Raw genomic sequence first — 20,787 nt, 5'->3', positions numbered from 1 at the left:
TTAATAGTTAAAGAGATAAGCATCCCTATTAGAATTCCAAATGCGGCGGCATACATCGTGATGCTGGTTCCACTAACCATCGCATGGTTCAACTGCCTAATGCAAGACCACTTGATCCGGCAAGACTCCATATGGAAAGCGCCCGATTCCGTTCACGGCCTGCCGCAAACAGACTATTGATCAGAGAGAGAATGGAAGGGAACAGAAATGCTCCGGCAAGTCCCTGAATAGCGCGCGCAAGGATCACCGTCCCGGCGTTGCTTGCAAAGCTGCCCATTAATGACGCAGCCGCAAAGATGAACAGCGCATTAACGAAAGTTTTCCGTTTGCCTAACAGGTCGGATATGCGTCCGCCCAAAAGCAAGAAACCGCCAAAAGCAACTATATATGCGCTAACTACCCATTGAAGCGTCTGCTGGGAGAAACCAAGCTCTGCGCCTATTTCGGGAAGCGCCACATAAACAATATTGAAGTCCAGTCCAAGGAGCACATGTGCTACCGACAGGATGAACAAACTTAAGCGGAGTCTGGACTGCGAGATGGACCCGTTCATATATGCACCTCTCTTAATGCTTTTGCAGATATTATCATGATCATTCACTCCTTAAAATTAGTTTTGAAACGTTCGGTTCGCAAGTGAACCTTAATGCATAAAAGTCTGTACTGTCAACCTTTTTTCGTCAAAAACAAAAAGAACCGGCATTTCATCACAGGGCATTTGCAGGGTAATTGCAAGGCTTTTGCCAACCATTACTTACATACAGCACGCTCTGGCGGGAATACTTGACATCAATCATGCAACGTGATATTTTTCATATATGTACCGAACGTTCCAGAATAATAAGCGGTGTCAATCCTAATCCAATCGAAGGAGAGGCTCCCTACTGCATCTAGTTAGGAGGAGATTCATATGGCAACAGGACGGCCGCGCACCTTCGATAATACAGAGGCATTGAAGAGTGCGCTTCAGGTGTTTTGGGAAAAAGGTTATGAAGGTTCGTCCCTCTCGGATTTAACCGAAGCGATGAAGATTAACCGATCAAGCCTCTATGCCACTTTTGGCAGTAAGGAACAATTATTTAACCAAGCGCTTGATCTTTACTTTGAAGGTCCGCCGAAGCTGACAGGAGCGGCTTTTAACGAGACGACAGCCCGCGCCGTTGTCGAAAGGCTCTTGAATGTCACTGCTGACTCCGTGACTAATCCTTCTACCCCGAAGGGTTGTCTGACCATTCGCGGAGCCATTGCTTGCGGAGAAGACGCGGAAGTGATTCGTCAAGAGCTTACATCGCGCCGGGTAGAAACTGAAATGGCCTTGCGCCATCGCTTTGAAGAAGCGAAGTCCGCCGGTGACCTGCCGGCTGGCTCTGATCCGGCGGCGCTTGCCCGTTATATCATGACCATCACGGAAGGAATGTCAATACGGGCTGCGGATGGCTCAACCCGCGACGAATTGCAGGATGTGATTGATATTACGATGCAAGCTTGGCCTTCGTAAGCAGGATATCATATCCCCTATCCCCTGCTTGTCTCTGCAACATTCATCATCGGAACATGCCCCCATCGAACAATCGGTGGGTATGCATGTTCCCTTGATGAATGTTTTTTTACTTTTCCACTTTTTTATTTTCCCTCTTGACAACTCAAACGCCTCAAGTTTATATTTAGCACATAGTTTTGAACCGAACGTTTCAAAACGAAAAACTTGAGGAGGTTTTTATTATGACAACAACAATTAATACTTTATCTGGAAAAGTAGCACTGGTAACCGGAGGATCCCGCGGCATTGGGGCCGCCATCGTAAAACGGCTTGCAAACGACGGTGCGGCAGTAGCTTTCACCTACGCAAGCGCGCAGCAAAAAGCGGAAGAATTGGTGAAAGAAATTGAAGCGGCTGGCGGCCACGCACTGGCTCTTCGCGCTGACAGCGGAGACGCCATCGCCGTGAAAGGCGCAGTTGCTGAAACGGTAAAGGCTTTCGGCGGCATTCACATTCTGGTTAACAATGCTGGACTTGCAAATTTGAAGCCCTATGATCAATTTGCCATCGAAGAATTCGATCGAATGGTTGCCGTCAACGTTCGCGCCGTGTTTGCGGCGGTGCAGGCGGCTGCTCCTCAAATGGGCGAAGGCGGCCGCATCGTAAATATCGGCAGCATCAACGCCGACTCCAATCCGTTCCCGGGAAACAGCCTCTATGTTATGTCGAAGGCTGCTGTCGCCGGACTTACCCGAGGCTTGGCCCGCGACCTGGCTCCGCTCGGCATTACCGTCAACAACGTGCAACCCGGACCAACCGACACCGATATGAACCCGGCTGACGGTCCTTACGCACCTGTTGTCTCCGGTCTGATTCCGATCGGCCGTTACGGTACAGGCGCAGAAATCGCCGACATGGTAGCTTATCTGGCTACTCCGGGTGCCGCTTTCGTGACCGGTGCAACCATTAACGTAGACGGCGGAACCACAGTCTGATTCCTGGTCCTAACTTAAAAACCAAAACCCAAATTTGAGAGGAGAATTTATATGTCTATTGGAATTATTGGCGCAGGTGAAATCGGGAAAGCATTTGCCAAACAAGTCGTTAAAGCAGGTTATGAGGTGCTCCTAAGCAACAGCCGCGGACCGGAATCACTTGCTCCGCTCGTTGCCAAACTTGGAGGGAAGAGCAAAGCCGTTACCGCTCGGGAAGCCGCAGCGGCCGATATTGTACTTATTGCCCTGCCTTGGAAGCATCTGAAAGAAGCAGTTTCCGATTTGCCTGAGTGGAACGGACGTATCGTGATCGATGCGATGAACCCGATTATTACTCCTGAATTCATCGTGGCCGATCTTGGAGGAAAAACATCAAGCGAGGTTGTATCGGAGCTTGTTCCCGGCGCAAGGGTGGTAAAAGGATTCAATACGCTTACTCCTGCTGTGCTCGGCTCTGATCCGCGTGCTGCCGGCGGACGCCGCGTCATCTTCATCTCCGGCGATGATGCCGCAGCCAAGGCTGAAGTCACCCGTATTAACGACAAAATCGGATTCGCCACCGTTGATCTGGGCGGTCTCGCTGACGGCGGCAAATTGCATCAATTTCCGGGAGGCCCTCTCCCTACTCTTAACTTGATCAAATTGTCCTAAGTCTCATCAGGTGCGGGGTCCGGGGAAACAGATCATCCGGTGTGGCTAGTGATCCAAGCGTTCCTTGGACGCCCGTACTGCTAAAGTTTGAACTATAAAAATGAGCAATGGAGCGTGAGAGATATGGTTTATTATGAATCCCCTCAAGCCACGATTTCCTGGAATGAAGCTGTCCAAATCATTGAAGTGAGATGGAAGGCATTCGCTCAAGGCGAGCAATTTCGTACCGCTATGGATAAGGTAGTGGAATTGGCCGGAAAAATGAATGGCAGCAAAGTGCTGTATGACAACCGCAAGATGTCTGTCATTAGTCAAGAGGATCAAGCCTGGGTTTCCCAAAATTGGGTGAAGCGGGCCTCGGACATCCAATACTGCGCCGTTGTAGAGCCGGAGAAAGTCGTCGCCAAATCAAGCCTAAACCGGATTGTTGGCACAATTGAAGAGTTCCCGTACGACATGAAGTTTTTTCAGAATATGGATGATGCGGTTAACTGGCTTGCTGAAATGAGGTATAAAGTCAGATGAGAGCTTACTATTATGTTGCCATTATCGCGTTCGGACTGTTCAGCATCGTCAACACTGAATTTGGCGTCATCGGCACTTTTATTCAAATTACAGAAAAGTATCAAATTAGCGCTTCACAGACCGGTATGCTGGTCAGTTTGTTTGCGCTCACGATTGCGATTTTTGGCCCGTTCATGACTTTGCTGTTCACTAGGGTTAACAAAAAACGGATCATGGCCTCTGTGCTGGCCCTTTTTGCCGTCGCCAATCTCCTGTCAGTAATCGCTCCTAACTTTTCGCTTTTGTTGATTGTCCGCATCCTGCCCGCTTTTCTTCATCCGGTCTATTTCTCGCTGGCTTTCGTAGCCGCGGCAAGTTTTTTCCCAAGCGAACAGGGCAATAAAGCGACAGCCTATGTTTTTACCGGAGGTACGGTGGGGATGGTTCTGGGTGTGCCGTTCACCTCTTTTATCGCGGATCAATTTTCTCTTGAAGCCTCATTTCTGTTCTCCGCCGCGCTGAATTTGATCGCGTTAATCGGTCTGTTAATCTGGGTTCCAAGCATGCCGGTAACTGCAAAACTATCTTATAAAAAGCAGCTCGGAGTATTAGCGAAACCCCAGTTATGGCTGAACATTGTGACCGTCTGCTTAACCATTTCGGCGATGTTTGCCGTATTCAGCTATTTTGCGGAATATCTCGGACAAATTACAAAGATGAGCGGGAAATTAATAAGCACCATGCTGATTCTTTTTGGAGCAAGCGGTGTTCTTGGAAATTTGCAGGCAGGCCGATTGTTAAGCAAGCATGTGATCAAAACGACCATTCTGTATCCTGTTGTATTGGCCATCACGTATCTGATCGTATTCTGGGGCGGAGCTTATTTGATTCCAATGATGATCATCGTGATTGTCTGGGGATTCATTCATACCGGGGGCTTCATTATTAATCAAAACTGGTTAGCCTCCGAAGCATCTGAAGCGCCTGAATTTGCCAACAGCTTATTCGTCTCTTTCTCGAATTTGGGCATTGCGATTGGTACTGCTTCAGGAGGCCAGTTTCTATTGCATATGGGTACACACCAGATCATCTGGGGCGGTATATTGTTTTTAGCGCTTGCGGTTATCGGTATGCTTGCAAAAATAAAATTATTTGGGTTCCGCACCATTTAAACCTGGAACGCTCCGATCACTCCGCCGACAGCTTGTCGTACATGGAAGGATTCACCTGGACGACGGCATTCGCCGCCTGCCGGTTCAGCCACGATTCGTAGCGTTTGTCGTCCAGCGGCTTCCCGGAGTGGTCGCCTTCCTCCTCGGCAAGCTGCTGACGCAGCGCCAGTTCCAGATTGGCCAGCGTATATCGGTAATAAGCTTGTTCGCTGTACTGCCGCGGACCATAGATCACTTCGCCGCGCCGGAGCCGGCTGCTCCGCGTCCGATTCTCCGCATCCAGCCGAGACAGGAACGCCTCGTATCCGATGTCTTCAGCGATTCCGGCTTCCTTGGCGGCAATCTGCTGGACCTTTACCCTAACCAGAAGGTCCAGCGTCTTCTCTTTCAGCAGACCGAGCGGCGTCCGGCCGCCGATGTCGGAGGTCCAGAAGCTCTTGGCCGCCGGGTCGGTGCCGCCCTTCGCCGTCTCGGCGACAACCTCTCCCCGCAGCTCCAGCATGCGGGTCCGGAATTCGCCGTACGCGACCGGTTCACCGTTCACCCAGGCGACGGCGGTAAACGGATCGGGCGCCGCCGCCCCGCCGCCGGCTTCGGAAACGGCAGCTTCTGCAGGCGGCTTAGGCGGCGAACAGGCGGCGGGCACCAGCAGCGCCACCAGCAGCGCCAGCGCGGCCAGCGGCTGAAGCTGGTGCCATCCTCCCTCCGCCAAACGCGGGCGGAATTTGCGGCTTCCGCCCCTCGCCTTCGTTCTGACGGTCATTGTTCGTCCCTCCTTGTTCGCCCCGCCTCCCGCCGGACGCCTGACCGCAGCGGACGGCAACTTAACCGGCCGCTACTCGGTCACCCGCACATTGTCGAACGACGCCATGCCGGAGTGTACGCGCAGGCCGATTTTGCCTGAAGCGAGTTCTGTTCCGCTGCCGGTCCAGGTTATGAGGTCGGTGCCGTCCACGGCCCCGGTAATGGTTGTGCCCTGAACCGTCGCCTTCAGCCTGTATACCTGATTCGGATTTACGGTTATCGGCACGCTGGCCAGCATTTGGAGATTGCCTCCCGTCTTCTTGTACAGATCGGCGGTGCTGCCCGTGTCGTTCAACCGGAACATATAAAAATTGTTCGCATCCTGATAGCGGAACAGAATGCCGCCATTGCCGCCAAGCTTCTTTAACTTCACATCCGCTTCAAGGCTGTAGTCGGTCCAGGAGGCTTCGCCGGCGAAAGCGATTGATTCCCCATAAAGGCCATTTTGGGCGTAGACCAGCGAATCCTCGGTCCCAATATCCCAGCTTCCTCCGACCGTGGCCCAGCCGTCCGCCGTTCCGTCTTCGAAATCGTCATTAAGCAGCGCCCCCGCAGGGCCCGCCGTTCCCGGGGCTTCGTATACGCCGATGTCGGGCACCCCGCTGTACAGCGGATTGCCGAAGAAATCGGCGCCGCCGTTGCCCCATACGACGGCACCGGCATTGATGGCCGGCGAGCCTTCAGCCAGTTGGTACACCGAAGCGGTGTCGATGCCGGACGCGCCGCCGCCGTCAAGAAACATCGGGTCAGCCATAACCTTGCTTGGGTCATTCGGCACGTTCGAATTAGCGCCGTAGAACAGGTTGTGGCTGTATTTCACGTAATTGCTGTTCGTGTACGTTCCCCCGGCGGCGTTATAGAAAATATTGTTGCTGTAATAAGCCATTCCACTCGTGCTTGATTGGGTCAGAGCCGACGTAACACCGTGGTCGCGGTAAATAACATTGTTGTAGATATACAGGTTGCCGCCGCCCGGTCTCAAATGGAACGCGCCGAAGGCGTCGTAATCATTCTGGCTGATATTGTAGCGAAAAATATTGTTGTTCGTACTGTCCATAACCAGCAAGGCGCCGCCTTCGTTGTGATGGCTGAAGTTATATTGATAGATGCTGTCGCTCACCTTGATGTCGAAATCCCAAGCCTGGCCGTCTCCTTGCAGAACCCGGGTATTGAACGCTTCGTTGTGCTGGAAGACAGCCCCGGTAGTGTAATAAGCCCACTGGGCGGCGACGAAACCGATGTTATCCAGATAATTGACCACCGACCTGTTGACGTCACAGCTGACGCCGATCTCGTTCGTCGTGTTGTACTCAATCAGCGGAGAGACGCCGGCACGGACGAGAATCCCGTCCCGGTGAATCTTCTCCACATAGTTGCCGCTTATAATCAAATGGGTAAAGGCGTCCTGCTTATGGGCCCAAGAAGTATTGGCGAAGGCATCCGTCATTACCTGAATGCCGGTATCCGCCACGTTGATCACCGTATTGTCCTCGATCCGCACGTCATCCCAGGTGCTCTCGGGATCGGTATTGCCGCCGCGGGCGTGAAAATTGATGCCTCCGGTTCTCCGGTCCGTGCCGAATACGTCATGGATGTCGTTGCCCCGGATATAGATATGCTTGAACGCGCCGGCGCCCGCCCCTTCACCGACGACGAGGATGCCGCTTCGGCGCATGTCGGTCGCGTGCTGCCCGCTTGTTATTTCCAAATTGTTAATTTCCCAGTACGATACATTCTTAAGGCGGACGCCGAACCCTTCGCCGCCCACCGCCGTATTGCCGAAGTTAATCAGCGGTTTGGGCCCGGTTCCGTACCGGTCGACCACGATTGGGCTTCCTTCCACGCCCGATCCCTTCAGGTCCAGATAGGTATCGCTCCAGACCGAACCGGCTTTAAGCAGAATACGGTCGCCTGGACCGAACACGGCCGAATTGACCTTGGCGAGCGATTTCCAGGGACTATCTGTGCTCGTGCCGCCGTTCTCGTCGCTTCCCGCCGTGGCGTCCACATAATACGTCATGCCCGCTGCTGCGGCCCGGCCCGCCGGCATTAGGCCGAACGGCCCGAATATCAGCGCAGCGATGAGCGGGAAGAGCAGAAATCTTTTTATAGTAACCGCTTTCATAAATATTCCCCCTAATGTTCTAGCCCCGTTCTACACATTCTTGAACTCGCTGGGGCTCTTGCCGCTGTACTTCTTGAAGACCTTGGAGAAATAAGCCCGGTCCGAGAACCCGAGCGTATAAGCTACATTTTCGACCGTCTCGTTCTCCCGGCGAAGCATGGAGATGGCGATGGAGATTTTGTAGCTATTGACGTAATCCGTAAATTTCATTCCGGCCAGCCGTTTGAAATAGCGGGAGAAATAGCTCGGGTTAAGGTGCAGATGCTCCGCCATGTCCACCGAGGTTATCGTCCGGTCGACATGCTCCCGCAGAAAATCGTCGATGGCCTGAAGCCGAATGTCCTTCTCCAGATCGCTGATCGGCGTCAGCGCCTGATGCCGCCACAGCTTCCACAGCTCCCGCTTCGTCAGGTGCGCCGCTTCTTCCGCCCGGAGGGACCAGCTTAAGTGGACGAAGAATGCTTCCTCCGCCGTTCCGTTCGTCTCGGACGCCATCCGGCGTACACAATCGGCGTACGTTTCTTTAAGCAGCCTTGGCGACCAATGCTCCGCTTCGGCATGCTGCAGCAGCTTGCCTACGGCCAGGTCGATCCAGGCGGCATTGTCTTCCTCGAGCGCCAGCGACAGCATCGCCTTCTCTTTCTCCGGTTTTGATTCGGCCGCCAGTAGAAACGTACGGTCCGGCTTCAGCATCACGGCCGGCAGGGCGGGTCCATAGAAGCTGTGGTCGCGGTACTCCGCCAACTGCTTGTAGGTCTCGACGAATTGCCGGACCGGAACCGCCTCCGCCGCGTAGAAGCCGCGCACGCTGACCTTCAGATACTGCTCCGCCTTCTCCCGGACAGACAACATATACTTGATCAGCTCGCATTCCGGGACGTTCCGGTCTTCGACGTTCCACAGCAAATAAATGTCCGCCTCTCCATCCATTAGCGCCGTGATCGATGCCGGACCGGAGGACAGCTCAGCTGCGATGTTGCCGACGGCAAAATGAAGGAGCGGAATGTCCTTGTACCGGTAGCGTCCGACGACGGATGCTGCGTCGATATGCAGAAAGCCGTGGCGAAGATAGGGCAGCTTCCAGGAAATGCCGAGCCTTTCGCCGAACAGCAGAATATTGTCCCATTCCCCGCCTTCGGAGAGCAGCTGCTTCAGGAAATTCTGCTTGAGCACCTCCCGGTTGCGCTCAATCGCCTGCTGGAAAGAGTAGCGCTCCAGCATCTCCCGGCGTCTCCGGAAGCGCTCCATCGCCTTGCCGACGCTGTCCCGGAGCTGCTGCGGCGTGAGTTCATCCTTGATGAGATAATCGTCGGCCTCCAGCTGAATCGCCCGTTTGGAATAATGAAAATCTTCATAACAGGTCAGGAAAATGAGCCGCACCTCCGGCTTCATCATGCGGAACGCTTCCGCCAGTTCCAGTCCGTCCATGCCGGGCAGTCCGATATCGACGATCGCCAGATCGGGCAGGCAGTCATGAAACAGCTCCAGCGCCTGCTCGCTGCCGGAAGCCGCGGCGGCCAGCTCAAGCTCGAGATCAAGCTGGCCGAGCAAATGCTTCACATAGTCCAGCATAGGCACATCGTCATCGATCAACATGACCGTCATCATGCGAAGAAACCTCCTTGCCGCCCGTCACCGGAATATAGAATGTAAAGATCATGCCGCCGTCCGGGTTCGCGGCCGCCGTCAGCCGCGACCGGTAGCCGTACAGCACCTGCAGCCGCCGCGCCGTGTTGATCAGCCCCACACCCTTCTCCGGCTGCGGCAGCTCGGGCTCCGCGCCCGACAGGAGGCGGCCCAGCCGCTTGATCGCCTCTTCAGGCATTCCCCGGCCGTTGTCGGAGATCGCGATTTCGAGCATGCCGCCGTTCAGGCGTGATTCCAGCTCGATGCGAGGATGATCGGGACGGGCCGAGAAGCCGTGGCCGATCGCGTTCTCGACGACGGGCTGCAGCAGCAGCCTCGGCAGCTCCAGCTCTTCCGTTCCCGGCTCCAGCCGATAGTGAAAGGCGATGTCCAGCCGGTTGCGGATCTGCATCACCTGCACATAGCTGCCAAGGATGGCACACTCTTCGGCAAGCTGCAGCGGCTGATCGGCATGGACGTAGGCCCGCTGCAGCTTCATCAGCGCGTCGATCATCGCCCCGTGGGTGGTATCGCCGGCCATCAGCAGATTGACCTTGATCGAATTCAGCGTGTTGAGCAGAAAATGCGGCCGGATCTGCGCCGACAGCGCCCGAAGCTCAAGTCTCCGCTTCTCTTCCTGCTCGCTTTCCACCTGATGCAGAAGCTGGTTGATATCCTCCAGCATCTGGTTAAAAGCAGCCGACAGCATCGCCACCTCGTCCTTGCCCTTGACCGGAATCCGCACGCCCCGGTTGCCGCCGACATACTGCTTGACGCTGGCGCGCAGCAGACTGATCGGCTTGTTTATATACCCTGCCCAGAACATGGACAGCACCAGAAAGGCTAGAAAAAACACGCCGAACACCGAGATGGACACGAAAAACTCCCGGTTGATATGGCTGTCGATCGAGCTGCGGGGAAGCTCAATCGACAGCAGCCAGCCGGTTCTTGCGATCTGCACCTCGCTCCGCAGCGGCTTCTTCCGGTCCACCGCCTCGCCTCCCCGGCGTACGGCGATCGTCTCCCCCGCCGAATCGACCAGCGACATGACGACGGAAGCGTTGCCCGTATCCAGCAGATTCTCGAAATAATGCCGGGGAATACCGATGAACAGGGTGCCCAGCTTCTCATGATTACGCGGATCGAAGATGAAACGGGCGGCATAGTAGTACTCAGGGACAGAGTCGCTTTCCCGGTAGGGAAACCACTGAAGTACTGTCTCTTCTCTCGGGTTCAGCCTGCCGCTCTCCTGCAGGAAACGGTCCGGCACTTTCGAGAAGACAGGGCGGTCCAGGTTGCCCATGATAATCCGGTTGTTCCGGTTGACGATCATAATCTCCAGGTCCGCGTCGAGCGCCTGGATCGTGAGGATACCGCCTATCGATTTCAATTTGGCCTGATGGATGTAGGACTTATAATCACCGAAGCTCTCGGCGTTCGTTAAGTAGCGCAGACTGTTCAGGACTTCGGGATCATAGGTTTCGGAGAGATAGAGCGATGCGAAGGAGATGCTGTCGATCGTTTTTTCGATCTGATTGGCGATGACGGTGATCGTCTCTTCGTTGGTGCGTAGGATCTTGTCGCTTACGTTCTGCCGTACGGATTGGTAAGACCAGAAGGTCACGGCGGCAAAAGGCAGCAGAATCAGGGCCAGGAATGAGAACTGCAGCCTTCGATGATAGGAGAAACGGCTCATCCATTGCATAACGGGTCATCCTTCTCCCAAAGTATCGTTATACTGCCATTATAAACCCTTATTGTGCGCCTGTATGACATTCCGGTTAAAATCGTCCCGCAAAATAATGCCTCATGGCACCTTCGAAGCTTCCATGCGATTACTTTGCGGGGAACAAGGCAGCTTATCTATATACGGCCGTTTACCGGTTGGCGGCCACTACCTTTTCGACTTCGGCCGTCATTTCCGCCTTAACATCATCGAACTTGCGATTGTCCAGCATATAGCTGGCGAAGGAATTTTCAACAATCGTCTTGAGCTGGCTGCCGTAGGGAACGGTGAAGGTGCCTTCCGGCATTTTGTTGCGGCTGTCGAACAAGGTTTTGGCGAGCGAGTCGGTATCGATCAAGTTTTTGTTCCCGCTGAAAAATTGTTCCAGCAGCGCCTTGCCGTCGACATTTTTCAGCGCCGGAATTTCCTGCGTGTACTTATAGGATTCCTTAGTCATCCAGCGGATAAAATCGTATGCCGCCTGCTTGTGCTCCGACTTGGCGCCGATCGCCAGGCCACCGCCGGAAATGTTCGTCATCCCTACATCGGTTGCGTTCACGGAACGCGGCAGCGGTGCGTACACCATCTGAAAATCATGGGGGAATTTCTCCAGGTTGAGGCCCGCCCGGACCGCGTAGCTTGGAACGGCCAGCATGCTGGCTTTGCCGGCAAAAAACTGCTGCAGCACATGATAGTTCGAGGCCAGCACATCCGCATAAGGCTCGGCGCTCTTGTCTTCCTTCTCCATGGCGCGGCGGAGGTTGAAGAAATAACGGAAGGAGGGGTCCTCAAAGATCGGCTTCAGGTCGGCGCTTAGCTGCGGATTCGGATGCTCGGTGTACGCGATGATGTTCGCATATTCGCCCCAGGTGTGGAAATAGGTTCCGAAATGATCCGGGGTCGTGAGCTTTTTGGCGTAATCGCGGAAGTCGTCCCAAGTCCAGCCCATTTCCGGAAGCGAAAGTCCGGCCTCATCCAGATACTTCTTGTTGAAGACCGTAAACCACTGTGTGGCAGAGCCCATCAGCCCGTAGATTTTGCCATCCAGCTTGAGCACCTTGAAATATTCATCCTCCGGCTTGACACCCTCTGCCTCAAAATACGAGTTAAGCGGTTCCACAACTCCACGCGAAGCTCTCTCCATCAATTCTTCCTCATTCCCGGTCATGAAAGCGTCTACAACTTCTCCGCCGGCAACGAGAACATCCAGCTTCTTCAGGAACTCCGTGCTGTCGCTGTTCTGGACAAGCGAAATATATTCCACCTCTACTTGGTCCTGCGACTGGTTGTAGGCTTGAACCGCCTGATACGCCGGCTCCTCCGGTTTATTGGACTTAAAGGTGTAAAATTTGATCTTTTCTTTCTCCGCGGGTGTGTTCGCCTGGCTTGTCGCGGCCGGATCGGCGGCAGCCCCTTTGTCGCTTGCGGCCGGAGTGTTCCCTCCCCCGGAACATGCGGTAACCGAGAACGTCAGCAGCAGGGAGGCCAACCATAATGCAGGCTTCTTCATACCATTTCCCCCTTCATTTCATTGATGCAATCTGATTATACTACCCCGCGGCCGTACGTACCGTGTATAGTCTTGTGGTGCGGGTGTAGATATTTTTGACTTTGCTGCGGCGAAAGTCCCGCTAGGCGGGCCCCTTCGCTCATCCCTTGACCCCGCCGATGGAAATACCCTGGATCACCTGCTTCTGTAGTACCAGGAAAAGCACGAGCAGCGGGATAATGGCCGCGAGCGAAGCCATCATCATCACCGAAATCGTAGTTCCGAACTCCTCCTTGAAAAACTGCATGCCGAGCGGAATCGTATACAGATTGGTCGAATTCAGCATGATCAACGGCCCCTGGTAGTCATTCCAGGTCCAAATGAACTTGATGATGCCGACGGTGGCCAGAATGGGACGGCTCAATGGCAGCATGACGCTCCAGAAGATGCGGAAGAACCCGGCGCCGTCCAACTCGGCCGCCTCCAGCAGATCATTGTGCACCCCGATCATGAACTGCCGCAGCAAAAAGGTGAAATAACTGGAGAACATGCCCATCAGAATCAGCGCGGCATGTGTATCGTACAGGCCCATTTCTTTGATCATGATATAGCGGGGAACGAGCGTCGCCTGCTCCGGGATCATCATGAAGGCCATCATCGCGCTGAAGATGAGGCCCTTCCCCGTAAATTCGAGCTTGGACAGCGCATAGCCGGCCATGGCGGAGACGATGAGCGTAGCCAGCGTGGAGATCAGGGCGATTTTGATCGAGTTCATATAGAAGAGGCCGAAGGAGACGTCCCCCATCCAGACGGTCCTGAAATTTTCGGCAAAATGCCAATCCTCGGGAATCCACTGAATCGGAAACGTCCAGACCTCTTTCTCCGTCTTGGCGGCTGCAGACATCATCCAGGCCAGCGGCAGCAGGAAGAAGAGCGAGAGCGCGCCGAACAGCACCGTCAGTACGATAGGCCCAAGCTTGATTTTTCGTATCGTCATTTGCGCGAAGTCCTTTCTACATTAATAATGAACCTTCCGGCTCTGGGTGATCCAGGTCAGCGAAGTCACGAGCATAATGATCAGGAACAATATCCAGGACATAGCGGAAGCGTAGCCCATCCGGAAATGCTGAAATCCTTCTTCGTAAATCTGGTATACAATGACCGTGCTGGAATAATTGGGTCCCCCATTGGTAAGGAACTTGATCATGTCAAATACCTTGAACGAAGAGATGATGCTGGTAATCGCCAGAAAAAAAGTCGTCGGCCCAAGCAGCGGCAGCGTGATCCGCCGAAACTGCTGGATGCCGGTCGCGCCGTCGATCGTCGCGGCCTCGTAGAGCTCATCCGGGATATTGGTCATCCCCGCCATAAAAATGATGATCTGGTAGCCGAGCAGCTGCCAGATATAAATCACCATGATTGCGACGAGCGACCAGCTTGTGTCAACCAGCCAGCGCGGCGGATCAGAGGCGCCAAGCTGGATCAACAGCTGGTTAAGCGGTCCCTTGGATGGATGATAGAGCGCCGACCACACCGCGGCAATCGCGACCGTCGAACAAATATAGGGAACGAAGAACGCCACCTTGAAATAATTCTTGAAGTACAATTTCTTGTGAATGATCGCGGCAAAGACGACGCCGAGCAGCATCGTGACCGGCACGGTGCCGACGGTGAAGCCGATGTTGTTCTTCAGCGCCTGAAGGAACCGGTCGTCCCGGAACAGCTCGGCAAAATTATCAAGTCCGATAAACTTGATGGCGGACAGGCCGCCGACCAGGTTCCACTCGGTCAGACTGAGGCCTAAGCTGAAAATGAGCGGAAACACAGCGAGGACGAGCATGCCGATCACCTCAGGCGCGATGAACAGCCAGCCGGCCAGTTGTTCGCGCCGCCGGCGCGTCCAGTAAGTCTTCTTCTCTCTGGCCGCCAGCTGCTTCTGTACGGTTGCATGTTGGCTCATCTCACATCTCCCCTGTTCGCGGCGGCAGACATTACCGGCAGATAGGCCCCTTCTTCCCGCAGACGGCCCCGCAGCCTTGCGACATCGACCGCATGCACATCACCGTCCGCCAAGGCGGCGAGCGCCGCGGCCAATCCGGCGGCTTCACCCATCGCGAGACAGACCGGCATGACGCGGACGCTGCCGAGCACCCGGCGCTCGCAGGAAATGGACCGCCCGGCCACCAGCACATTGCGCAGACCGCGCGGCGTCAGGCAGCGGTAGGGAATGCCGTGCGATTCGCCCGGCCCGTACAGCGTAATCGTCTGCGCCGAGACCCCCTCGCTCTTCTCCTCCTTCTCGGTGCCGTGCACATCGATAAAATAACTGTTGCGGCAGATCTCATCCTCGAAGCTCCGGCGGGAGACATAGTCATCCACCGTCAGCACGTAATCCCCGATGATCCGCCGCGATTCGCGTGTGCCCATCAGCGTGCCGGTGCTGGCGACATAGGCGCCCGCGAAGGAGGCCGGCTGGATCTCAGCCAGCATGTCGCGGTAGGCGGCGGCCATTTTCCGCCCCCGGATCAGCGCCTTGGATACGGAATGGGCATCCGTATTGTCCACCTGCCACAGATGGCCGGCGTTGAAGCCGACGGCGCGCGGCGCGATCTGATTGTTGCAGAGATGCGTGTCCGGTACGTCCGGGTATCGGCCCGAGGCCACCGCTTCATGGATCGGGCTTCGCGGGTTCTCTTTATGGAGAAGCGGCCCGTTCAGATAAGCGTATTCGTCTACATTGCCAAGGATGAAGCAGTGAGTTGCAGGCTGGAGATCGCCGGTGGCGCTGTCGCCTTTCCGGTACTCCGCCCCTGCCCAGGCAGCGACATCCCCGTCACCCGTGCAATCGATATACACCGGTGCCCGGAACGCCTGCAGCCCGCCCTTGTTCAAGGCGACAATCGCCGTCACGTTCCCCTGCCCGTCCGTCTCCACCTCGGCCAGCGACGTCAGGAACAGCACATCGGCGCCGGCCTCCGTCACTAGTTCGTCATAGACAACCTTCAGCTTTTCCGGCTCGATCGGCACCCAGTCCAGCGCCTCCGGCTTCACATGGGGCATTTGTGCCTTCAGCGTCTCGAACACCTTCCCCGCCAGCCCGCGGTAGACCATTTTCTCCTTATCCGAGAACGGGCACCATGCCGGGACCAGCCCCGACGTTCCCATCCCGCCGAGATTTCCGGTGGCCTCGATCAGCAGTGTCTTCGCCCCTTCCCGCGCGGCCGATGCCGCGGCGGTGCAGCCCGCCGGTCCGCCCCCGACGACGATCACCTCATAGGAAGTATTCAGCGGGATTTCCCTGCTCTTCATTCTGTAGCTATCCATACGAGCCTCGCTTTCCCGGCGGATTCCCGCTTAGCGCGCGGTCCGCCGCTTTTACTCGACCCCATTATAGCAACCGGCGGTCCAAAATACGGTATAGCTCTCATACCGGTTGATGTGTATTTTTTTGACCTTGGGGCAGGTAAACTAGAGTAAAGGGCTGGTAATAGCCCAGCCCCTCCTCATCAAACCGTACTTGAGGTTTTCCCTCATACGGCTTTCCGATGTTCGTCATTCATCGGCATGCAGATTACAATAGCGGGTCTCTTAAGTATCACTGCACTTTCTTTCAAACCATGCCGTTCCCCTTACGCCGGAGGATTCTTCGCTGCCGCTCCAAGTACCCAGCAGCTTCCATTGCCTTCGTCCATACGCCCAAGACTCGGCTTCCTCTTTCCCCTCTTGCGAGGCCTTTTTGACGACGCGGCAGGATTCACTTTATGTTGCGGCCTGGCTTGTCGCTCGCCCTGTCTCTGACAGGTACTTTTGTCGTCTACGCACTGCTTTCGCCATACGCAGGCATCCGAGCTACATGGGGGCTTGGCCACTCCCGCGACCGGGCTTTCACCAGCTAGAAAATGCGTGCTTAACTGGGCACAACGACGCAAAAAAAGCAGGCATCATCTGCCTGCTGAGGGGAAAAGGGGGATAACCCCCTTTATTATACTTTGTTCTTAACCGGTAGTACTGAACAAGAAACCCTGCATCTAAAAGACGCAGGTTTCTGGTCAATCTGATAAAACGAGCCTATTAATTCGTTTTTATTTGATTTTGGATAAAACTACCATTATTAGGGAGCGATTTACTCACCCGCTTTAATTCTGTATTCAGTTTTTTTGATTTTGACAAAATGATCGTTATTACAAATCCCGATACAAAAGAAATCAAGACGGCAATTAAAAAGTTCAGCACACTGCCAGCTTGAATACTGACAAACCCGATCAGTCCAGCAGGTCCGGGGGCTGCGTTTAAAATGTGATTGAATGCTACAAAGGCACATCCAAAAGCTGAACCGATCATAGCGGCATAAAATGGATATTTCATTTTCAGGTTAACGCCAAACATCGCGGGTTCCGTAATGCCAAGCAGGGCGGAAATTCCGGAAGAAACCGCAATGCTTTTCATTTTTTCGTCTTTTGTCAGCAGCATGGCCGCAAATGTCGCGCCTCCCTGGGCAACATTATTGCATGAAACAAGTGCCAGTAAAAATGAACCGCCAGCAGCAATTAACTGAATGTCAATCGGAAGAAGACTATGGTGCATACCCGTTAATGTCAAAGGAGATAAAATCAATCCAAAAACTGCTCCACCAAAGAAACCAAGTGTATCATACAGCCAAACCATTCCATCAGCCAAAAGATTCCCGGCAGATCTCATTATACCGCCAACTACAGTAAACGTAAGAAAGCTTGTGATAAATACCGTTAATAACGGAGTTAATAAGTTATCAAGAAAAGACGGAACGATTTTACGTAAATTTTTCTCGACTCGCGCCAGGATAAATGAAGCAGCTAAAACAGGAAACACGGTTCCTTGATAGCCCACTTTTTCAATTTCAAGTCCAAAAACATTCCATACCGGCACTTTATTATTCAAAATAGCTTGCCCGTATCCATATGCATTTAAAAGATCCGGGTGCACCATGATCATTCCCATGACAGCTCCTAAATAAGGGTTTCCTCCGAACATTTTTGTTGCGGAGAATCCTATTAATATCGGCAGGAACACAAACGCTGCATTAGCAAACACATTGATCATGTTCGCAAGATCGGTTATGTTCGGGTACACATCAACTAAAGACCTATCTTTGAAAAATAATCCGCTGGATGTTAGAACGTTGTTGATACCCATCAATAAACCGGCGGCTACCAGTGCCGGGATAATCGGGACAAATACGTCGGACAACAATTTCACCAGCCTTTGGACCACATTCATTTTATTGTCGGCTTCTTTTTTAACCTCATCTTTACTAGATTCTTTAATACCTGCTAATTCAACAAAAGCGTGGTACACTTCATTGACCGTACCAGCACCGATAATAACCTGATATTGTCCTCCATTGCTGAAGTGGCCTTTTACAAGATCAATATTTGACAGTTCTTCTGCCTTGACAGTGGATTCGTCTTTTAACACCAACCGAAGGCGGGTCGCGCAATGCGCAGCACTGATAATGTTCTCAGATCCGCCAACGGCAGCTAGAATTTGCTGTGAAGCTCGTTCGAATTTGTGGTTAGTCATTATTCTGATCCCTCTTTCAGATGATTTCATATATAATGGCTTCATACGGACGCAATGTGATGTTTTTTAAATCGCTGCTCGAGTGGCTGTAGTTGCTAATTAAAATGTTTACGGCTGAATGACTTTCGGGATAGTAAGAAAAAGTGGCTTCCGGTTCGTAAAAATTGCATACAATAAGCAGCTTTTTGTTTTCGAGTATCCGTTCGTAAGCATAAATATTGGGTTCCGAATCAAGAAGACGATAGGTCCCATAAATAAGTGTGTAATTTTGTTTACGAATCTTGATTAATTTTTGATAATGATAAAAAACAGAATCCGAATCATATAAAGCGCTTTCCACATTAACAGAAGGATAATTGGGATTAAGCTTCATCCATGGTTTTCCTGAAGAAAATCCTGCATTTTTTGCATTCGACCATTGCATTGGGGTTCTGGCATTGTCTCTTGCTTTCATATAGAGCGATTCCATGATGTCTTCTTCTCTAAAACCGGCTGCTTTTCGTTCTTTATAAATATTTTGAGTTTCAATATCCATATAATCTTCTATGGACTCAAAAGCAGCATTTGTCATGCCGATTTCTTCTCCCTGGTAGATATAGGGGGTTCCTTTCATTCCATGTAATAAAGTGGCCAACATTTTGGCAGACTCCACCCTATATTCACGGTCATTCCCCCATCTCGATACAATGCGGGGCAGGTCGTGATTGTTCCAAAATAAGCTGTTCCAACCATCTTCGTTTAAAGCATATTGCCACTTGCTTAACACTTGCTTTAGTTCATTGAGCTCTAGCTTTTTCAAATCCCATCTTTGTTTGCCCGGAATTTTATCTAGCTGAATATGTTCAAACTGAAAGATCATGCTCAATTCCTTGCGTTTGGGGTCAGAGTACAGTTTCCCGTCTTCAGTTGTCGCGCCCCACGTTTCTCCAACCGTTAACAAATCTTTGGTTCCAAACGTTTTTCGATTCATTTCCTGCAAATAATCATGAAGTTTAGGCCCGTTTTCTTTTATTTGTTTATCGGGATCTTTTCCAATCAAATCAATCACATCCATACGGAAGCCGCCAATTCCCTTGTTAATCCAAAAGTTCATCATATCCCAGATGCTGCTACGCATTTTTTTGTTTTCCCAGTCCAAGTCGGGCTGTTCTTTGCTGTAAAAATGCAAATAGTATTGGTTGGTTGTTTCATCAAATTGCCACGCTGAACCACCGAAATTCGATTTCAGTTCGTTGGGTTCTTTGCCGTTAACCGGATCGCGCCAGATATAATAATCTCTGTACGGATTGTCTTTTGATTTTTTTGCTTCTATAAACCACGGATGCTGGTCTGAGGTATGGTTGACAACAAGATCCATAATAATTTTAATGCCGCGCTTGCTGCTTTCTAATAACAATTTATTCATATCTTCCATGGTTCCAAATTCCGATGAGATGGAGTAATAATCACTAATATCGTAGCCATTGTCTACGTTGGGAGAATCATAAACGGGACTTAGCCAAATGACGTCGGCGCCTAATAATTTTACATAGTCTAACTTTTGAATGATGCCTTGTAAATCGCCAACTCCATCGCCATTACTGTCGTAGAAGCTACGGGGATATATTTGATAAATAACACTTTTGTGCCACCATTTTTTTTGAATCTCTTTCATTTTTGCTCTCCTTTTTGTCAATTGGAAACGTCTTCAGTATAATGAATGTTAGCAGTTCTTTCTTGCACATTTTCAAAATTTATAATACTATTCTCACTTTTAAGGAGAAAATAAGAATGAAATCATCTTTAAAAGAAAATTCTATTCATGGCACTCCGTCTTTTCCGTTGCATATATACAGTAAGGTACGTAAAACCGATTATTATGTAGGGTATCACTGGCATGAAGAATTAGAATTTATTTATGTTGAAGAAGGAGAAATAGAGGTGACGATCAATTCAGAAATCATACATGTTTCCAAAGGAGATTTTGTTTTTATCAATTCTGGAGACTTGCATCAAGTTACCTCAAACGGTCCATCCATTCATCATGCTATTGTTTTTCATCCCCAGTTATTGAATTTTGAATATCCAGACATATGCCAGCAAGCTATTATCAAGCCGATTACCTCGGGCGCCTTGCAATTTCCTTGTGGCATACATTTAGATAAGGAATCAAAAGAGGAGTTATCAGGAAAGTTACGAAATATCATTGCCATAAAAAAGGGGGGAAACAAGCTCTCATCCTTGCGTATTAAAGTGATTCTCCTTCAAGTCATCGATCTTTTATATGAAAGAAAACTCTTTCTGGAAAATCGACTTCATACAAAAGTCAAACAAGAAAAAATCAAAAAAGTGATCCTATATATTGAGGAACATTACAATGATAAAATTTTTCTTGAGGACTTAGCTTCGCTTGTAGGAATGAACAAAAATTATTTTTCAAAATACTTTCAAATAGCTGTAGGGAAAAATCCAGTTACGTATATTAATGAATACCGATGTGAAAAAGCAGCGAAACTGCTAAAAAATAGCGAGTTGAAAGTTTTAGAGATTTCCTTGATGGTGGGTTTTGAAAACTTCAGCTATTTTATTCGTAAATTTAGAGAGTACAAGCACTATTCTCCGTCGCAATATAGAAAAATGGTTTATGATAATTAACAAAAAGAAGCAGGTGTTAACG

General features: G+C 51.7%; 18 protein-coding genes. 7 read left to right on the top strand and 11 right to left on the bottom strand.

Annotated elements, in window-relative coordinates; translation table 11 throughout:
• Nucleotides 1–88 precede the first annotated feature (88 nt).
• The gene (locus KP014_RS10920; protein ID WP_051500065.1) at nt 89–553 is read right to left on the bottom strand and encodes an MFS transporter; all 465 of its coding nucleotides are present in this window, start codon (nt 551–553) and stop codon (nt 89–91) included.
• A 357-nt stretch (nt 554–910) separates the two neighbouring features.
• On the opposite strand from KP014_RS10920, the gene KP014_RS10915 reads away from it, so the two are divergent.
• From KP014_RS10915 to KP014_RS10895, 5 genes are all read left to right on the top strand, one after another.
• A complete protein-coding gene (locus tag KP014_RS10915) occupies nt 911–1,498 on the top strand; it encodes a TetR/AcrR family transcriptional regulator (RefSeq protein WP_036595420.1) in 588 nt (195 codons plus the stop codon).
• A 224-nt stretch (nt 1,499–1,722) separates the two neighbouring features.
• A complete protein-coding gene (locus KP014_RS10910) occupies nt 1,723–2,475 on the top strand; it encodes a 3-oxoacyl-ACP reductase family protein (RefSeq protein WP_036595418.1) in 753 nt (250 codons plus the stop codon).
• Between the two features lie 51 nt (nt 2,476–2,526).
• Entirely contained in the window at nt 2,527–3,126 is a 600-nt protein-coding gene (locus tag KP014_RS10905) for an NADPH-dependent F420 reductase (RefSeq protein ID WP_036595416.1), read from the top strand.
• A 123-nt stretch (nt 3,127–3,249) separates the two neighbouring features.
• Entirely contained in the window at nt 3,250–3,651 is a 402-nt protein-coding gene (locus tag KP014_RS10900) for an STAS/SEC14 domain-containing protein (RefSeq protein ID WP_051500064.1), read from the top strand.
• Nucleotides 3,648–4,802 carry an MFS transporter gene (locus KP014_RS10895; protein ID WP_036595414.1) on the top strand — a complete coding sequence of 385 codons (1,155 nt, stop codon included), beginning with the start codon at nt 3,648–3,650 and terminating at the stop codon, nt 4,800–4,802. The genes KP014_RS10900 and KP014_RS10895 overlap by 4 nt, the downstream gene beginning before the upstream one ends.
• A gap of 16 nt (nt 4,803–4,818) precedes the next feature.
• Here KP014_RS10895 and KP014_RS10890 read toward each other — a convergent pair whose 3' ends face one another.
• From KP014_RS10890 to KP014_RS10855, 8 genes are all read right to left on the bottom strand, one after another.
• Entirely contained in the window at nt 4,819–5,565 is a 747-nt protein-coding gene (locus KP014_RS10890; protein WP_090834770.1) for a hypothetical protein, read from the bottom strand.
• Nucleotides 5,566–5,637: 72 nt separating this feature from the next.
• Nucleotides 5,638–7,731 (bottom strand): 3-keto-alpha-glucoside-1,2-lyase-like domain-containing protein, encoded by a 2,094-nt coding sequence (locus KP014_RS10885; protein ID WP_090834769.1) that lies wholly within the window; start codon nt 7,729–7,731, stop codon nt 5,638–5,640.
• 30 nt (nt 7,732–7,761) lie between these two features.
• Nucleotides 7,762–9,339 carry a response regulator transcription factor gene (locus tag KP014_RS10880; RefSeq protein WP_036605260.1) on the bottom strand — a complete coding sequence of 526 codons (1,578 nt, stop codon included), beginning with the start codon at nt 9,337–9,339 and terminating at the stop codon, nt 7,762–7,764.
• Nucleotides 9,314–11,062, bottom strand: a complete 1,749-nt coding sequence (locus KP014_RS10875) for a sensor histidine kinase (protein WP_090834768.1) — start codon at nt 11,060–11,062, stop codon at nt 9,314–9,316. Before KP014_RS10875 ends, KP014_RS10880 begins: the two co-directional genes overlap by 26 nt.
• 172 nt (nt 11,063–11,234) lie before the next feature.
• Nucleotides 11,235–12,593, bottom strand: a complete 1,359-nt coding sequence (locus KP014_RS10870; protein WP_036593828.1) for an ABC transporter substrate-binding protein — start codon at nt 12,591–12,593, stop codon at nt 11,235–11,237.
• 139 nt (nt 12,594–12,732) lie between these two features.
• A complete protein-coding gene (locus KP014_RS10865; protein WP_036593832.1) occupies nt 12,733–13,569 on the bottom strand; it encodes a carbohydrate ABC transporter permease in 837 nt (278 codons plus the stop codon).
• A 21-nt stretch (nt 13,570–13,590) separates the two neighbouring features.
• The gene (locus KP014_RS10860) at nt 13,591–14,532 is read right to left on the bottom strand and encodes a carbohydrate ABC transporter permease (protein WP_036593835.1); all 942 of its coding nucleotides are present in this window, start codon (nt 14,530–14,532) and stop codon (nt 13,591–13,593) included.
• Entirely contained in the window at nt 14,529–15,881 is a 1,353-nt protein-coding gene (locus KP014_RS10855) for an FAD-dependent oxidoreductase (protein WP_246590698.1), read from the bottom strand. The genes KP014_RS10860 and KP014_RS10855 overlap by 4 nt, the downstream gene beginning before the upstream one ends.
• A 452-nt stretch (nt 15,882–16,333) precedes the next feature.
• On the opposite strand from KP014_RS10855, the gene KP014_RS29070 reads away from it, so the two are divergent.
• The gene (locus tag KP014_RS29070) at nt 16,334–16,468 is read left to right on the top strand and encodes a hypothetical protein (protein WP_281426460.1); all 135 of its coding nucleotides are present in this window, start codon (nt 16,334–16,336) and stop codon (nt 16,466–16,468) included.
• Nucleotides 16,469–16,643: 175 nt separating this feature from the next.
• Here the strand turns inward: KP014_RS29070 and KP014_RS10850 are convergent, their stop codons facing one another.
• Complete coding sequence (locus KP014_RS10850; protein WP_051500370.1) at nt 16,644–18,131, bottom strand: sucrose-specific PTS transporter subunit IIBC; 1,488 nt, start codon at nt 18,129–18,131, stop codon at nt 16,644–16,646.
• A gap of 16 nt (nt 18,132–18,147) precedes the next feature.
• On the bottom strand, nt 18,148–19,785 hold the full coding sequence (locus KP014_RS10845) for a glycoside hydrolase family 13 protein (RefSeq protein ID WP_281426459.1): 1,638 nt from the start codon (nt 19,783–19,785) through the stop codon (nt 18,148–18,150).
• A gap of 116 nt (nt 19,786–19,901) precedes the next feature.
• Here KP014_RS10845 and KP014_RS10840 point away from each other — a divergent pair, with 116 nt between their 5' ends.
• Nucleotides 19,902–20,765 carry an AraC family transcriptional regulator gene (locus KP014_RS10840; RefSeq protein ID WP_036599319.1) on the top strand — a complete coding sequence of 288 codons (864 nt, stop codon included), beginning with the start codon at nt 19,902–19,904 and terminating at the stop codon, nt 20,763–20,765.
• Nucleotides 20,766–20,787: the final 22 nt, after the last annotated feature.

Origin of the sequence: Paenibacillus sophorae (assembly GCF_018966525.1) — a bacterium.
GTDB classification, from domain to species: domain Bacteria; phylum Bacillota; class Bacilli; order Paenibacillales; family Paenibacillaceae; genus Paenibacillus_AQ; species Paenibacillus_AQ sophorae.
Note: the sequence above shows the minus strand (reverse complement) of the source record. Positions and strands in the feature narration are given on the sequence as shown.